This window comes from Streptomyces sp. 891-h (genome assembly GCF_022760275.1).
Taxonomy (GTDB): domain Bacteria; phylum Actinomycetota; class Actinomycetes; order Streptomycetales; family Streptomycetaceae; genus Streptomyces; species Streptomyces spirodelae.
This window is the reverse complement of sequence record NZ_CP050693.1, coordinates 578,095-594,094: the sequence shown is the minus strand read 5'-3', so window position 1 is coordinate 594,094 and position 16,000 is coordinate 578,095. Positions and strand designations below refer to the sequence as shown.

At 73.2% G+C, this 16,000-nt stretch carries 12 protein-coding genes; 11 read left to right on the top strand and 1 reads right to left on the bottom strand.

Annotated elements, in window-relative coordinates:
* Positions 1-62 precede the first annotated feature (62 nt).
* The 9 genes from HC362_RS02635 to HC362_RS02595 all read left to right on the top strand — a co-directional run bounded on the left by HC362_RS02635 (position 63) and on the right by HC362_RS02595 (position 11,705).
* Positions 63-1,139 carry a UbiA family prenyltransferase gene (locus HC362_RS02635; RefSeq protein WP_243082150.1) on the top strand — a complete coding sequence of 359 codons (1,077 nt, stop codon included), beginning with the start codon at positions 63-65 and terminating at the stop codon, positions 1,137-1,139.
* Entirely contained in the window at positions 1,136-1,390 is a 255-nt protein-coding gene (locus tag HC362_RS02630; protein WP_209266483.1) for an acyl carrier protein, read from the top strand. The genes HC362_RS02635 and HC362_RS02630 overlap by 4 nt, the downstream gene beginning before the upstream one ends.
* Positions 1,391-2,758: a beta-ketoacyl synthase N-terminal-like domain-containing protein gene (locus HC362_RS02625; RefSeq protein WP_243082149.1), complete on the top strand. Its 1,368-nt coding sequence runs from the start codon at positions 1,391-1,393 to the stop codon at positions 2,756-2,758. It abuts the gene before it with no gap.
* Positions 2,755-3,879 (top strand): beta-ketoacyl synthase N-terminal-like domain-containing protein, encoded by a 1,125-nt coding sequence (locus HC362_RS02620; RefSeq protein WP_243082148.1) that lies wholly within the window; start codon positions 2,755-2,757, stop codon positions 3,877-3,879. The genes HC362_RS02625 and HC362_RS02620 overlap by 4 nt, the downstream gene beginning before the upstream one ends.
* The gene (locus HC362_RS02615; RefSeq protein WP_243082147.1) at positions 3,876-5,507 is read left to right on the top strand and encodes a benzoate-CoA ligase family protein; all 1,632 of its coding nucleotides are present in this window, start codon (positions 3,876-3,878) and stop codon (positions 5,505-5,507) included. The genes HC362_RS02620 and HC362_RS02615 overlap by 4 nt, the downstream gene beginning before the upstream one ends.
* A gap of 127 nt (positions 5,508-5,634) precedes the next feature.
* Positions 5,635-6,363 carry an ABC transporter ATP-binding protein gene (locus HC362_RS02610; protein WP_243082146.1) on the top strand — a complete coding sequence of 243 codons (729 nt, stop codon included), beginning with the start codon at positions 5,635-5,637 and terminating at the stop codon, positions 6,361-6,363.
* Entirely contained in the window at positions 6,360-8,933 is a 2,574-nt protein-coding gene (locus tag HC362_RS02605; protein WP_243082145.1) for an FtsX-like permease family protein, read from the top strand. The genes HC362_RS02610 and HC362_RS02605 overlap by 4 nt, the downstream gene beginning before the upstream one ends.
* Before the next feature lie 10 nt (positions 8,934-8,943).
* Positions 8,944-10,317 (top strand): cytochrome P450, encoded by a 1,374-nt coding sequence (locus HC362_RS02600; RefSeq protein ID WP_243082144.1) that lies wholly within the window; start codon positions 8,944-8,946, stop codon positions 10,315-10,317.
* Positions 10,317-11,705 (top strand): cytochrome P450, encoded by a 1,389-nt coding sequence (locus HC362_RS02595; protein ID WP_243082143.1) that lies wholly within the window; start codon positions 10,317-10,319, stop codon positions 11,703-11,705. Before HC362_RS02600 ends, HC362_RS02595 begins: the two co-directional genes overlap by 1 nt.
* A gap of 15 nt (positions 11,706-11,720) precedes the next feature.
* Here HC362_RS02595 and HC362_RS02590 read toward each other — a convergent pair whose 3' ends face one another.
* Positions 11,721-13,532 carry an FAD-dependent oxidoreductase gene (locus tag HC362_RS02590; protein WP_243082142.1) on the bottom strand — a complete coding sequence of 604 codons (1,812 nt, stop codon included), beginning with the start codon at positions 13,530-13,532 and terminating at the stop codon, positions 11,721-11,723.
* 170 nt (positions 13,533-13,702) lie between these two features.
* Here HC362_RS02590 and HC362_RS02585 point away from each other — a divergent pair, with 170 nt between their 5' ends.
* Together HC362_RS02585 and HC362_RS02580 are read left to right on the top strand one after the other, a co-directional pair.
* Positions 13,703-14,740, top strand: a complete 1,038-nt coding sequence (locus HC362_RS02585) for a class I SAM-dependent methyltransferase (RefSeq protein ID WP_243082141.1) — start codon at positions 13,703-13,705, stop codon at positions 14,738-14,740.
* Between the two features lie 56 nt (positions 14,741-14,796).
* The gene (locus tag HC362_RS02580; protein ID WP_243082140.1) at positions 14,797-15,990 is read left to right on the top strand and encodes an NAD(P)/FAD-dependent oxidoreductase; all 1,194 of its coding nucleotides are present in this window, start codon (positions 14,797-14,799) and stop codon (positions 15,988-15,990) included.
* Positions 15,991-16,000 lie beyond the last annotated feature (10 nt).

The window sequence follows — 16,000 nt, the reverse complement described above, 5'->3', positions numbered from 1 at the left end:
GGTCGCCCGGCGGCCGGGCCGGCCCGCTCGCAGCAGCAGTCCACACCAGGGGTTGCGATCTCTTGACCAGAACAGGCGCGATCCTGCGCGCCACCAGTGTCCGGTTCACCGCGCTGTACTTCCTGCCCTACTACACAGCCCTCGTCGCCGAAGGGCGGGCCCGCTGGCAGTGGGTGGCTCTGGGAGCCGTCTACTGGTGCGCGCACGGCCTCGGCACCGAGTCCCTCAACCGGCTCGCCGACCGCGCCGAGGACGAGATCAACCGGCCCGAGCGCACCGCGCTGTGCCACCGTGCGGGCTTCCCGCTGCTGCGGCGCGCGGCCCTGGTGGGCTGGGGAACCGTACTGGCGCTGGACGTCGTGGTGCTCGTGGCCCACCCGGACTGGTGGCTGGCGCTGTTCCTGTTCCTCGCGGGCTTCAGCGGTGTCAACTACTCCTACGGGCTGCGCCTGGCCCGCAACCGGTGGCTCGCCCCGCTGCTGCTGACCTTCCACTTCGGCGGCACGTTCGTGATCGGCACCGTGCTGGCGCAGGACCACTGGGACGCGGAGGTGCTGCGCGACTTCGCCGGGTACGGACTGCCGTTCTTCGCCGTCGGCATGGTGACCCTGCTCGCGCTGGGCGGCGCCAAGGACCTCACCGATCTGGCCGGCGACGCCAGCATCGGCTACCACAGCGCGTGGATCGACCTGCTGCGGCGGCACGGCGCCTGGCTCGCGGCGGCCATGGTGGGCTCCACCTATGTCCTGGTCGCCGTCTTCGTGCCGGCCGGCGCCTTCCCGCCGCGCTTCTGGCTGTGGCTGCTGCTGATCCCGGTGGCCGCCGCGCTGGGCCGTTGTCTGTGGCGGGCGGCGACGCCGGGGGAGCGGCATGCGACCCGGGAGTTCTTCTACCAGTACTGGGTGCTGTCCCTGCTGGTGGCCGCGCCGCTGTACGCGCCCCGCTGGGAGCTGGTCCCCGGGCTCGTGGCGAGCGTCGCCTTCTGGGTCCTGACCACCCAGCGCCTCCACTGGTCGGGCGGAGTGCGCCGCGAGACCGTGCGCACCGCGGCCGCGCTGGTACGTGGCAGCCCTCCGCGGCCGGGAGGGCCGCCCGCCGGGGCCGAGTACGCACAGGAACGAGAGGAGAGGACCGGATGACGACCCCCAGGACGGAGCAGGAGATCCGCGCGGTCGTAAGGGAGACCGCGCTGCGCATCTTCGAACTGGAACCCGAAGAGCTGGCAGACGAGACCGACTTCGAGACGGCGGGCGGTGACTCGCTGCTGCGCCTGGAGCTGGTCGCAGCGCTCCGCGACCGGCTCGGCGTGGAGTTCTCCGTCGCCGACGAGACGGAGATGACCTCGATCAAGGCCGCCGTGGACGTCACCCGGCGCGCCCTGGGGGTGTGAATGCGGCAGGGCCTCGGCCGCCGGGTCGTCGTCACCGGCATCGGAGTCGTCTCCGCGCTCGGCACCGGCGCCGACCGGTTCTGGGCCGCCGTCCGGCAGGGGCGGGTGGGCACCGGTGACGTCACCCTCTTCGACACCGGTGGCTGCCTCACCCACCGGGGTGGACAGATACCCGAGTGGACCCCGCCCTGGCCCGACGAGGCGTACGGGCACGGCCCGTTGACCCGCAGCGAGTCCTTCGCGCTGGCGGCCACCCGGCTGGCGCTGGCCGACGGCGGCCTCGCCGACGGGCACGGCCGGCTCACCGGCCCGTACGACGACACCCGGGTGGGCGCCTCGTTCGGCATCGTCGTCGGCAACAGGCCAGGTATCGAGGCCCCGTTGCGTGCCGCGTACGCCCGGGAGCAGGCACGCGGCACACCGTCCGCGCCCGCCTCGGCTCCGGTGCCGCGCTCCCCTTCGGGCGGCCTGGAGCCGCCCGCGCACAATCCGTCGCGGATCAGCGCGCTACCGGCCGCCAGCTTCGGGCTGTACGGGCCGAATGTGCTGCTGCCCACCGCCTGCGCGGCGGGCAACGGCGCTGTCGCACTCGCCGCCGACGCCGTCGCCGAGGGCCGGGCCGACGCCATGCTGGCGGGCGGCACCGACGAACTGTCCGAGGCGATGTTCCTGATGTTCACCAGCTTCCGGGCGCTCTCCCCGGACGTCGTACGCCCCTTCGACACCCACCGGGCCGGCCTGCTGCTCGGCGAGGGCTCGGCCGTGCTGCTGCTGGAGGCCGAGGACAGCGCCCGCGCGCGGGGCGCCCCGGTGCACGCCGTCGTCGCCGGCCACGGCAACGTCTCCGACGCCCATCACATGACGGCGCCGCACCCTCAGGGGCACGGCGCCATCCGGTCGATGCGCGCCGCGCTGCGCAGCGCGGGGCTCGGCCCCGGCGACATCGACTGCGTCAGCGCGCACGGCACCGGCACGCCGGCCAACGACGCCGTCGAGGCCGCGGCGCTCGCCGAGGTCTTCGGCGGCGGTCACCGGCACGCGCCGCTTCCGGTGACCGCGCTCAAGTCGCTGCTCGGACACGCACAGGGCGCGGCGGGAGCGCTCGCCGCCGCCGCGTGCGTGCTCGCGCTGCGCGACGGCGTCGTCCCGCCGACCGCCAATGTGACCGCACCCGATCCGCGGTGCCTCACCGACGACTTCGAGCTCGTGCGGGAGCGGCCCCTGCGCAGGCCGCTGCGTGCCGTGCTCAACAACGCCTTCGGCTTCGGCGGCAACAACTGCTGCGTGGTCTTCACCCGTCCCGGCACCGAGCCTGCTGAGGGCGCCGAGGCGGCCGAGGACGCGACCGGTGCGGGGGAGCGGTGGTGACCGGCGTGGTCGTCACCGGTGTCGGGGCGCTCACCTCGGCAGGGCTGGGGCACGAGGTGCTGCTGCGGCGCGCCTCGGACGGCGCCCCCGCACGCCGCGAGGAGGAACGGACCCTGCCCGCGCCCCCGGGACAGCCCCCCGCAGCGCCGGTGCGGCTGGCCGCGCTCGCGCCGTACGACCCGGCCGAACACCTGGGCAGGCGCGGGATACGGACGCTGAGCGCGCAGAGCAGGGCATTCGGCGTCGCCGCCGTCGACGCCTGCCGGCACGCGGGGCTGGCCGCCTCCTGGGAGCAGGACCCGTCGGTGGGGATCGCGGCCGGCACCACCAGCGGCGGTCTCGAGGACTACGCGGGGCTGTTCGCGGCCCGGCTCGCGCGTGGCGTGAGCGGCGTCAACCCGGCTCAGGGGCCGCAGACCGGACTGAACGCACCCGCCTCCGCGGTCTCGATCCTCACCGGAGCCGCCGGGCCCAACCTCACCCTGGCCACCGGGCGCGCGGCGGCGCTCGACGCGCTGGCCGCCGCGGCCCGCGCCATCGTCTCCGGCGCCGCCACCACCATGCTCGCCGGCGGTGTGCAGGTCCTCGGCTACGCCGAGCTGACCGCGCGCCGCCGGACCGGGCAAGGGCCCGGCCCCGCCACCGAGCCGCCCGCCCCCGGTTTCACGGCCGTCGCGGGCGAGGCGGCCGTGGTCCTGGTCCTGGAGGACGAGGGGGCGGCCCGGGCGCGGGGAGCGCGGCCACTGGCCCGGGTGCTGGGCGCCGGCTCCGCCTTCGGGCCGCCCGCAACCCGCCCCGGACGGCGGGCGGCACACGCCGCGCTGGACGAGGCCGGACTCGCACGCGGCGCACCCGGAGCGCCCCTGGCGCCCGCCTTTCCCGTGTCGGCCGTCGACGCCGCCTTCGGGGACTGCGCGGGGGCGACCGGCGCGGTGCAGGCCGCGCTGACCGTGCTCGGCCTGCACCACCGGACGCTGCCCGACGACACGGCCCTGGTGCTGACCTCCGAACCCGCCGAGCCCGGCGGGCCAGGTGGCTGTACGGCGGCACTCCTGTTCGGCAGGGCCCGCACCGGCACACCTTCCACCGGCCCGTCCCACGAGGGAGGTCACTCCATATGACGACCGGCACCGGCGACGGCACCCGCACCAGCGACGGCACCCCGGGCTTCGTGCCGCCGCCCGACGGCAACAGCGTGCACCGCTTCCTGGACGACCATCTGGCGGCCGGTCACGGCGAAGCGCTCTGCGCGCTCACCGAGACCGAACGCGTCACCTACCGCGAGATGCACCGCAGGGCGTGCCGCGCCGCCAACGCGTTCGCCGCAGCGGGGGTCGGATACGAGACACGTGTGGCGCTCGTCCTGCCCGACAGCCCCGACCACCTCGCCTGTGTGCTCGGGCTGCTGCGGCTGGGTGCCGTTCCCGTGCCGCTGGCCACCCAGCTCACCCCCGAGGACTACGCGCGGATCTTCGCGGACTGCCGCCCGCGCCTGGCCGTCACGGGCCCCGGCCGGATCGCCGACGTGCAAGCCGCGTCCCGTGCCGCGGGAGTTGCCGGTGCCGCCCGGCCCGGGCAGGTGTGGGTCGCCGAGGCTCCCGGGGAGCGGTACGAGGGCCCCGAACCCACCCTCGGGCAGCGGCTGGCCGCCGCGTCCGACGAGTGTCCCGTCGCCCCCGTCAGCGTCGACGACATGGCCGTCATCCAGTACACCTCCGGCAGCACGGGCACCCCGCGCGGCGTCGTCCACCTGCACCGGGGGCTGCTCGCGGTGCTCGGCACCTTCCCGGTGCGCCTCGGGCTGACCCGCGACGACGTGTGTCTGTCGGCCGCCAAGCTGTCCTTCGGGTACGGCTTCGGCAACTCCTTTCTCTTCCCGCTCGCGGCGGGCGCCGCCACCCTGCTGATGCCCGAGTCCGCCGACGGCGCACGGGTCCTGCGCCTGGTGGCCCGGTGCCGCCCCACCGTGCTGTGCGCTGTGCCCGCGCTCTACTCGGCGATGCTGACCGTCGCCCGCCGCAGCAGCGGCGACGTCGATCTGACCAGCGTGCGCCGGTACGTCTCGGCGGGCGAGCCCCTCCCCGCGGGCCTGGCCGAACAGTGGCGGAAGCTCACCGGTGCCGACATCGTCAACGGCCTCGGCTCCACCGAGTGCCTGCACATCTTCATCGCGGCCGAACCCGGCAGCACCCCGCCCGGCGGCTGCGGCACCGTCGTGCCCGGCTTCGAGGCCGAACTGCGCGACGAGCACGGCCGGGTGCTGGGGCCGGGCGAGATCGGCCACCTGTGGGTACGCGGCGAGGCCAATGCCGCCCGCTACTGGAACAACCAGCCCGCCACGCTCGCCACCATGGTGGGCGGCTGGGTGCGCACCGGCGACCAGCTCAGCCAGGACGCGGACGGCCTGTTCACCTTCGTCGCACGCTCCGACGACATCCTCAAGGTCGGCGGCCTCAAGGTGGCTCCCACCGAGATCGAGGACTGTCTGCTGCGGCACCCCGCCGTCGCGGAGTGCGCCGTCGTCGGCGTACCGGGCGAGCACGCCACCACCGAGGTCGTCGCCTACGTCAGACCCCACCCGGACGCCGCCGAAGAGGAGGTCCTGCGCAAGGAGTTGCGCGGCCACCTGCGCGCGGGGCTGGCCCGCTACAAGCAGCCGCGTGTTCTGCGTCTGGTCGACGCGCTGCCCCGCACCTCCACCGGAAAGCTGGCGCGGCACGCCCTCAGAGCCGCCGCGGCCGATTCCTGATGATCCATTGGATTCGCCGTCGCGTCTCGGACAGACTGTCCCCGGCACGGACGCACAACTGGCCCGGCAACCAGGCCGCCAGGTTCCGCACATGGCGGTCCGCCTCGGGAGAGGGGAGACCCCGTACATGGCCACACTCCGGCTCGACGGCGTGGTGCACGACTACCAGCGCGGCCGACAGCCCGTACGCGCGCTGAACGGCGTGTCGTTGACGGTCGAGGGCGGGCAGTGCGTCTCCGTGCTCGGCCCCAGCGGTTCGGGCAAGAGCACCATGCTGCACGTCATGGGCGCCCTGGACACCCCGTCGGAGGGCAGAGTTCTCCTCGACGAGACGGACTTAGCCACCCTCGACGACGACGCGCTCTCCGACCTGCGGCGCAGACGCCTCGGCTTCATCTTCCAGTTCTTCAACCTGCTGCCCGCGCTCACCGCCTGGGAGAACGTCGCCGTACCCCGGCTGCTGGACGGTGAGAAGCTGAAATCCGTCCGGGACGAGGCCCTGGCGCTGCTGGACCGCGTCGGCCTCGCCGACCGCGCCGACCACCGTCCCGGAGAGCTGTCCGGCGGACAGATGCAGCGCGTCGCCGTCGCCCGCTCCCTCATCATGGACCCCGGCGTCCTCCTCGCCGACGAACCCACCGGAAACCTCGACTCCCGCACCGGTGACGAACTCCTCGACCTGCTGGCCTCCCTCGCACACGACGGGTCCGAACGCTCCGTGGTGATGGTCACCCACAGCGTCGACGCGGCGCTGCGCAGCGACCGCGCCGTGCTGCTGACCGACGGTGACATCGTCGCGGACGGCATCCCCGCTGACGTCGTGGCCAAGTTCGTCGGGGAGGGGCACCGCTCGTGACCGGTGAGGTACGCAAGCCCAAGGCGGCGGGGCCCGCAGTGCTCGCGGCCCGGCTGCGCCTGTTCAACCTGCGCCATCTGCGCCGTCATCCGGCCCGCACCGCGCTCTCGCTGGGCGTGCTCACCGTCGCGGCGGCGCTCATCGTCGCGGTACTGGGCATCTACGGCTCGGTCGGGGGCTCCTCGGGGCGGCTGGCCGGCCAGGTGGCGGGCAGCGCCGACATCGAGGTCACGGGGCGTACCGACGAGGGCCTGACCCCGGCCGCCGTGCACCGGGTCGACGAGGTGGACGGCGTCAAGGCGGCGGTACCGCTGGTGCGGTCGCCCGTGGAGGTCGACGGCGAACGGATGCTGCTGTTCGGCACCGACCGCTCGGCCACGGCACTCCACAGCGACCTGTCGGACATCGCCGCCGACGCCGTACGGGGCTCGGCCGCGGGGGACGGCACCGAGCCGGGAGCGGTCTTCACGGGCCCGGGCGTCCAGCGCGTCAAGGAGGGCGGCACCGTCCAAGTCGCCTCGATGGCGGGCCAGTCGCACCGGGCTCCGGTCGCCGGCACGCTCAGCGGCGGCACTGCCGAGAGCGTCAACGACGGCGCCTACCTGGTGGCCCCGCTGCCGGTCGCCCAGCGGCTCGCCGGGCTCGGGGACCGCGTCCAGTCGGTGCTGGTGGTCGCCGAGCCCGGTACCGAAACCGGGGCGCTGCGCGACCGGCTGGCAACGGAGCTGGGACCCGGCGCGTTCGTCACCGACCCCTCGTTCCGCGCCGACCAGGCCGACGACGCCACAGCCATGGTCCGCAACATCACCCTGCTCGTCGCCTTCATGGCGCTCGTCGTCGCGGCGTTCCTGATCTTCAACAGCATGAACATGGCCGCGGCCGAGCGGCGCGGCGAGATCGCCTCGCTGCGCGCGCTGGGCTCCCGGCGCGCCCCCGTGATGCGGGACTTCCTCCTGGAGTCGCTGCTGCTGGCGCTGTTCGGCGCCGCGGTCGGCAGCGCGCTCGGCTACGCCATGGCGGGCGCCAGCATCGACTCGCTGCCCCCGGTGATCACCGACTCCGTTGACGCCGAGGTCGAGCTGGCGGTGCCCGCCGGTGCCGTACCGGCCGCCGTCCTCGCCGCCGTCGCAGCGTCGCTCGCCGCCTCCTGGCTCGCGGCCCGCCGCGCCTCGCGGGTGCCGCCCGTTGAGGCCATGCGCACCGCCGACCCGTCGTCGGACAGCGGCGAGGTGGAACAGCGCCGCGCCGGACGGCTGTGGGCCCTGGGCCTCGGACTCGCCCTGGTGGCACTGGCGTTCGTCACAGCGGCCGTCTTCGACGACGAGCGGTCCTTCGGCGGCGGCTCCCTGCTGCTGCTCGGCGTGATCCTGCTCGCCTACGCGCTGATCGGCCCGCTCACCCGCGCCGTAGCGCTGCTCGCCGCCCGGCTGGGCCCCAGCGGCCGGATCGCCGCCTCGGCGGTCGAGCGCGCCCCCCGCCGAGCGTGGGCGACGTTCATGACCGTGCTGCTCGCCGTCGCCATCGGCGTCGCCACCACCGGCTCCTCGCAGAACACGGTGGACGCCGCCTCGAAGAACGTCTCCACGCTGGCCGACACCGATCTGATGGTGCAGCGCGCCTCCAAGGACGTACTGCCGGTACGGCCGCTGCTGCCGCGGGAGACCCAGCGGGAGCTGGCCGGCACCGACGGCGTACGGCGGGTGGTGGCGGGCCAGTTCACCTACCTCAACCAGCCAGGGAAGCGCGCGCTGCTGCTCGGCATGGACGGCCCCAGCAACGCCACCGCCTACCGGCTCGCGTCGAAGGAGGCCCGCGCGGAACTCCTCGCCGGCCGCGGAGCCGTTGTCTCCGGCACCTACGCCAAGGACAAAGGGCTCTCCAAGGGCGACACGCTCACCCTGCCGACCGCCAAGGGCGAGCAGCACATCAAGGTCGCCGACGTCGTCGACTACGTGAGCATGGACGCCGGTCTGATCGCACTCTCCCTCGACCGCGTCGCGCAGTGGTACGGGCTCTCCGGCGCCTCCTACTACGAGGTGATGCTCGAACCCGGAGCCGACAAGGCCGCGGTGCGTCACCGCATCGAGCAGCAGACGGAGGACAAGCCGTACCCGGTGCACGTCCTGGACGGCAGCGAGAGCGTGAAGGCCACCGAGTCCGCCGTCGAACAGGTCGGTTCCCTCGCCCTCGCCCTCCAGTGGGTGATCGCGGGCGTCGCCGGACTCGCGCTGCTCAACACGCTGATGCTCTCCGTGGTCGAGCGGCGGCGCGAACTGGGCATCCTGCGCGCCCTCGGCAGCAGCAGACGGTATGTGCGCCGCGTCATCCTCACCGAGGCCACCGCCGTCAGTGTGCTGGGCGGCCTGGCAGGGCTTGCCGTCGGCACCGCGCTGCACTATCTGTCCACCGACGTGATGGCCGAAGCCCTGGCGATGGACATCCCGTTCAAGGTGGCACCGGCCGCGCTGGGGCTGGCGGTCGGCGCCATTCTCATCGCGCTGGCCGGCTCCATCCCCCCGGCCCGGCGCGCGGGCAAGCTGAACGTGGTGCAGGCCATCGGATACGAGTAGGGGCGAGTTGATGAGACGGGCACCCGGGCCGCGGCCCCACCAGATACCCGGCCTGCTGCGGCTGGCCGTCTCCGACCCGCTGCGGTCGATGTACCAGACCGTCAGCCGGTACGGGGACGTGGTGCGGGTGCCGCTCGCGCCGGGCCGGGGCATCCATCTGTTCTGCCGCCCGGAGCACGCCGAGCACATCCTTCTCGACCGCGAACAGCGGTACGGCAAGGCGTTCACCTACCGCCCGCTGCGCGAGTGGATCGGGCTCGGCCTCATCACCAGCGACGGCGAACTGTGGGAGAGACAGCGGCGGCTGATCCAGCCGCTGTTCTCGCACCGCCGGGTGGAGACCCTGCGCCCGCTGATGGTCGCCTCGGTGGAACGGATGCTGGACGAGTGGGACCGGCGCCCGGACGGCACCGTCGTCGACGCCACCGGCGCGATGAGCGGGCTGACCCTCGACATCGTCGGGGCGAGCCTCTTCGGCGCCGACCTGACGGGGGACAGGGACAGCGTCTACCACGCGGTGGAGACCCTCCAGGACGCCGTCACCAAGGTCATCAAGAACCCGCTCACCTGGATCTCGCCCCGCGCGGCGCGCCGCACCAGCCCCGGCTTCCGGCAGTGGGACCGGGCCAAGGACACCATCGACCAGGTGGTGGCCCGCGTCATCGCCGACCGCGCCGAGGGGCGCACCGGGCCGGGAGGTGTACGGGCGGGGCGCGACCTGCTGGACGCGCTGCTGGAGGCCCGCCACGAGGACGGCTCGGCACTGGATCCGCGCCAGCTGCGCGACGAGATCGTCACGTTCTTCATGGCCGGGCACGAGACCAGCGCCACCTGCCTGGCCTGGACGTTCTATCTGCTCTCCACGGCACCCGAGGCACGGGCGCGGCTGGAGGAGGAGGTCGACAAGGTGCTCGCGGGGCGGCCACCGGGCCCGGAGGACACCGAGCAGCTGGTGTGGACCCGGGCGGTGCTCAACGAGTCGCTGCGGCTCTTCCCGCCCGTGTGGACGGTCGAGCGCGACGCGGCCGCCGACGACGAGGTGGGCGGCCGGCCCGTGCGTGCGGGGGACACCGTCATCACCCCGCCCTACCTCGTGCACCGGCACCCGGGCGTGTGGGAGAGCCCCGAAGCGTTCGACCCCGCCCGGTTCCTGCCGGAGCGGTCGGCCGGACGGCCCCGGCACGCCTTCATCCCCTTCGGCGGCGGCAAGCGGGGCTGTATCGGCAACGCCTTCGCGCTGATCGAGGTCGTGGTCGCGCTCGCCATGATCACCCAGCGGTACCGGCTCGACCTGCTGCCGGGCTTCGAGCCCGTGCCCAAGGTGACGGTGACCCTGCGGCCCCTGCACGAGATGGCGATGACACTGCGACGGAGGGTCCCCTGATGGCCACCACCACCGCCACCTCGGCGTCCCGCCGTCCCGCCGGGCCCGGCGCTTCCCAGGTGCCGCAACTGCTCGGCGCCATCGGCCGCGACCCGCTGAGCGCCGCCGTCGGCCTCTACCGCCGCTACGGCGACCTGGTGCGGGTGCCGCTGCTGCCGCGGCGTCCGCTGTTCCTGCTGTGCCACCCGGCACACGCCGAACACGTCTTCGTCGCGCGCCAGGACAACTACCGCAAGGCCGCCACCTACCGCCCGCTGCGCGTCTTCCTCGGCGACGGCCTGGTCACCAGCGAGGGCCGGCTGTGGGAGAGACAGCGGCGGCTGATCCAGCCGATGTTCTCCCACCGGAGGGTCAGCGGCTTCGTGCCGGGAATGGTGGCCACCATCGAGCGCACCTTCCAGGAGTGGGAGAGACGGCCCGACGGGGCGCTGGTACACGTCTCGGAGACGATGAGCCTGCTCACGCTGACCATCGTCGGTGAGGCGCTGTTCGGCGCCGACCTGCGGGGCACGGGGGCGCGGATCTCGGCGGCGGTCACCGGGATGCAGGACTTCGCGACGACCGCGATGCGCAATCCGCTGCTGCTTCCCGCGCCCCGGCTGGGGCTGCGCACCACACCTGGCTACCGCACCTGGCGCGGCACCGTCGAGGCCGTCGACGAGGTGGTCGCACAGCTCTCCGCCGAGCGGCGCAGCGCCGGCCGGGACCGGTGGACCGGCGGCAAGGACCTGCTGGACGCGCTGCTGGAGGCCCGCCACGAGGACGGCTCGGCGCTCGGCCCGCGCCAGCTGCGCGACGAGATCGTCACGTTCCTGATGGCGGGACACGAGACCAGCGCCACCGTGCTGACCTGGACCTGCTGTCTGCTGGCAGCGCATCCCGCCGCGCGGCGCAGGCTGGAGGAGGAAGTCGAAGCGGTGCTGTCCGGGCGCGCGCCCGAACTCGCCGACATGGACCGGCTCGTGTGGACCAAAGCCGTCCTCAGCGAGGCGATGCGGCTCTACCCGCCCTTCTGGACGCTGGAGCGGGACGCCGTGGACGACGACGAGATCGACGGTGTGCACGTCCCCGCGGGAAGCACGCTGGCCGTGCCGCCGTACCTGGTGCACCGGCACCCGTCCGCCTGGGAGAACCCCGAGGGGTTCGACCCGTCCCGCTTTCTGCCCGACGCCGCCCCCGGGCGCCCCCGGCACGCGTTCATCCCGTTCGGGGGCGGGCGGCGCGGGTGTGTGGGCAACCTCTTCGCGATGCTGGAGATGACCGCCGCCGTCGCCATGCTGACCCAGCGGTTCCGGCTGGAGCTGGTACCGGGCGGGGTGCCAAGGCCGCAGCCGACGGTCACGCTCCGGCCGCGCGGCGGGCTGCGGATGGTGCTGCGGCACCGCTGAGGGCGCCCGCGGCGGTCACAGCGGCCAGGGCGTGTCCAGCACGTGCGGAAGGCCCAGCGCGTAGCGCACATCGTCGGCCTTGCGCAGCAGCCGCAGCTCCGGGGGAGCGTACAGATCGTGGACGGTGCACGGGTCGGCGTCCGAACCGGCCGCCTCCAGCAGGGCGTTGACGGCTCTCTTGGCCGTCTCGTTGGCGCCCTCCATCGTCGCGCAGCTGAGGTTGTCGCGGACGTAGTCGGAGGCGAGGAACAGATTGGGGACCGCGGTGCGGTGGCTGGGCCGGTGGGCCCAGGAACCGGCCTCGGAGACGATCAGCGGCTCGTCGTTGGCCGCTGTGGAACCCCCGTCCGGGTAGCTGATCGCCGGGTCGAGGTGCCAGCTTCTGACGGATTCCTCTGGCAGCACCGTGCGCCCGGTGTCCTCCAGCGCGGCCCGCATCTGGGCCAGGGTCTCCTCGGCGATCTGCGCCGGAGTGCACTCGCGCGCCGGCTTGTTGTACACGATGCCCGGCGCGTCCCACTGCGCGATGTTCACGGAGAACGACTCGGCGACGGAGCCGTCACCGTACTCGGCCCGAAGGTCGCGGTCCCAGTACTGGGCCTGGCTCAGGGAGACCAGCGCCCAGGGCGAGTCGAGGTAGTCGACGAAGCCGTTGAGGACGGGGGTCGGCCTGTCCAGATAGAACTGGATGCCGTTCATCCACTCGGTGCGGAGCTTGTCCATCCGGGCGAGCGCCGGATCGGCCGCGCGCAGCGCCGGGGACCACAGCTTCCTGGCGCGCTCGGCCGGAACCGCGCACACGTACCAGTCGGCCTCCACCCGCTGTCGCTCCGCGCCCGGGCCGCGCGCCAGGGCCCCGGATATCCGCCCGTCGGAGCCGAGGGACAGCTCCTCGACCGTCCAGCCGACCTGGAAGCGCACACCCCGGCGGCGCAGATACGCCACCCATGGCTGGATCCACGACTCGCTGGTCGGCGCGTCCAGCACCCGGCCCAGCTTGCCGGTGCTGCCGCGTCCGGCGAGCGCGTAGAAGTACAGCTCGGTGAGGATGCCGGTGGCGCGCGTGGAGGCGATGTCCGGGCGCGAGGCGACCAGATGGGTGGTGAGCCCGTCCGCGAACAGCCTGCGGAACTCCTGGCTCATCTCGTCCGTGCGCAGGAACTCGCGCCACGGGGTCTTCTCCCACTGCCCGAACCGCCGCTTCCCGCCGCTTGTGGCGAAGATGGCGATCTGCCTGGCGAAGAAGGCCGTCTCGTCCGGTGGCACGGCGCCCAGTTGCTGTACGAGCGCGACGACCAGCCGCTGGATCTCCGCCAAGGACGGCAGGTCGTCCGGGTTGGACTCCAGTTGCAGGTCCTCCCGGCCGCCGGAGCGCGAGTAGAGCACTCCCGCCTGGGCCACCAGATGATCGTGGACGCTCTCCTCGTCGCCGCCGGCCGCGGGGATACGGGCCATCGTCTCCGGCAGGTGGTGGTAGAAGCCCGGTACGTACCGGAAGCCGTGCTCGCCCGGCAGATCGCGGCGCCCTCCGGTACCCGTGCCCTTGACGGGGATCGACCGCGACTTGCCGCCCAGCTCCTTGCGCTCCCAGACGGTGACCTCGAAGCCCCGTTCGACCAGCTCCTGGGCCGCGGTGAGCCCGGCGACGCCGCCGCCGAAGACGGCCACCCGGCGCCGTTCGGCCGCCGCGGCCGGTGTGCCCAGGCCGCCGAAGCCGAGCACGGTCGCCCCGGCGCCCAGCGAGCCCGCGACGAAGGTACGGCGAGGGGTGCCGCGGCGCTGGTGCCGGGCAGGGGACGAGGGTCTGCCTTCCGCCGCTTTCTCCACCCGTGTTCTCCCTCGCTCCGCGGGGCCGCACTCCCGAGGTGGGACGGCAACGCTCCCGGATATGGCGGGAAACGACGCTACCGGTCATCTGGTAGGCGTCAAGGGGGAGTTCTACGCTGAGCGCTCACCTGTCATTTCCTCGCCCCCGGGCGAACAGGAGGAGAATCGGCGTGGCTTCCAGCAAATGGAGCAGGACTCTTCGCACGGCGTTCAGCCAGCCCGATCCGGCCGCTCACGCACTTCTGCTGCGGGATTCCCAGCAACTGACGCGGACGCATTTCCTCACGGCCGCCGTTCACCTCGGGCTGCTGGAAGCCCTGAAGACCCCCGCTCCGGCCGGTGAACTGGCCGAGCGGCTCGGCATCACCCGGACCGAGCAATTCCGCATTTTCCTCGAACTCGGGGTCTCCGTGGGGGAGCTGTCGGTCTCCTCACGGATCTCCGGCACCGCGGCGGCCCCTGGCACGTACGCGCTCAAGGGCAGGCGCGCCCGCGCCCTCGTCGGCCGCAACAGCAGCGTCCTGCGGGCCCTCCTGGAGGAGCAGACCGCCTACCACGCCACCGTCTACCGTCAACTGCCGGAGACCCTGCGCGGCTGCGACCTCGGCGACCATCTGCCCCGCTACGCCGAAGTGATCGCCGAGTCCTCCCGGATCGCCGAAGGGGTGATCGCGCAGTACGTACGCGAGGCCGTGAGCGAGGCCGACGGCGGCCGGGTGCTGGACGTCGGCTGCGGCTCAGGTGTTTACCTGCGTGCGGCCTCGGCCCGGCCGGGCAGCAGCGGCACCGGGCTCGACCTTCAGCCCGCCGCGGTCGAACTGGCCCGCGACAACCTGCGCCGCTGGTCCTTGGACGACCGCTTCACCGTCCACCAGGGCGATGTGCGCGGGACCGAACTGGACGGCCCCTACGACGTGATCCTGCTGCTCAACAACGTCTACTACTTCGCGGCCGAGGAACGGCCCGCCCTCTTCCGCACCCTGCGCGGCGCGCTGCGCGAGGGCGGCACGCTCGTGCTCGTCTCGATGTTCCACGACCGCAACCCCACAGCGCTCAACCTCGACCTCATCCTCGCCTGCACCCAGGGGTGCTACGCACTGACCACCCCGGCCCGGCTGGAACCCGAGCTGCGAGAGGCCGGCTTCGGGCGCATCCGCACCGACCAACTCGTCTCGGGCCAGAGCCTGTACGCGATTCGCGCTTCCTGATCCCGAGTCTTGCGCGGCGCACACACGGATGCGAATGTTGAGACGTGGTGAGTGACGTGGCACGTCCCGCTGTGGAGAAACCCGATATCACCATCGTCGGCGGTGGTCTCGCAGGCTTGTCCACGGGCATTGCACTGGCCGAGTCCGGAATCGACACGGCCATCGTCGAATCGCGCAGGAAAGCCAAGGCCGACATCTTCGGATTTCTGCTCTGGCCGCCGGGAACGCGCAGCCTCAGGTGGTTAGGCGTACTGCCCGAGGCGCTGCGTGACGGCGCCGAACTGGAATCCCTCACCTGGTTTGTGACCGAGCGGGAGCACACCCGGCTGCGGGTGAATCTGACGGAGTTGGGCGCGGGCACCTTCCTGGGAATTCTCCCCTCCCGCCTGGAATCCCTGCTGCGGGACGCCGCCCTCCGCGCCGGGGTGCGCATTCTCGACTCGGTCGACGACTGGACCCTCAGCCGGGAGCGCGCCACCTGGACGATGCGGCTCCAGCGCCCCGACGGCACGCTGACCCTCCGAACGCCGCTGCTGATCGGCGCCGACGGTTCCGGCTCCCGGCTCCGCGGCGAGATGGGGCTGAGCTCCTCGCGCAGACAGCCGCGCGGCCAGGTCATCGTCACCGGCGTCGGAGGGCCGCTGCCTGCCCGTGAATCCCGGCAGGCCCTCTCGGCGGCGGGCTCGGGAGGCTGCGTCAGCCTCGGCGACAAGGACAGCTGGCTCTACACCGTCGCCCGGGAGCAGGAGGCGGCCGACCCCGACAGCGCGCTGCGGCGGTACGCCACCTCGGACCCGGCCGAGGCCACCGCCTACGACCAGCTCCGGCGCGCCGTCGTCGTCCGCCCATGGACCGTCACCGTCCCCCGCTGGGCGACCGACGGTGCCGTGCTGATGGGCGACGCGGCACACGGGATGCTGCCGCACCTCGGGCTGGGCGGCTCCCTCACGCTGGAGGACGTGCCACTGCTGCGGGAAGTGGCCGAAGAGGCCGTGCGCAGCGGCGACTTCTGCGCCGCACGGCTGTCCGCCTTCCAGCAGCGCCGCCAGGCCCGCACCGCCTACGCCCAGCGGATCTCCGAGCAGTGGGCCCGCGTCCTGTGCAGCAGCGTGCCCGGCGCCCGCACAGCGCGCGACCTCGCCATGCGCCGGATGGCCCGCAACATGGAGCTGGCCGAGCGGTTCTACCGCGAGCTGGCCTCCCCGTCCGTGCCGTCCCTGGGCACGCGGATGCGGATGATGATGCTGTAGCGGCGCACCC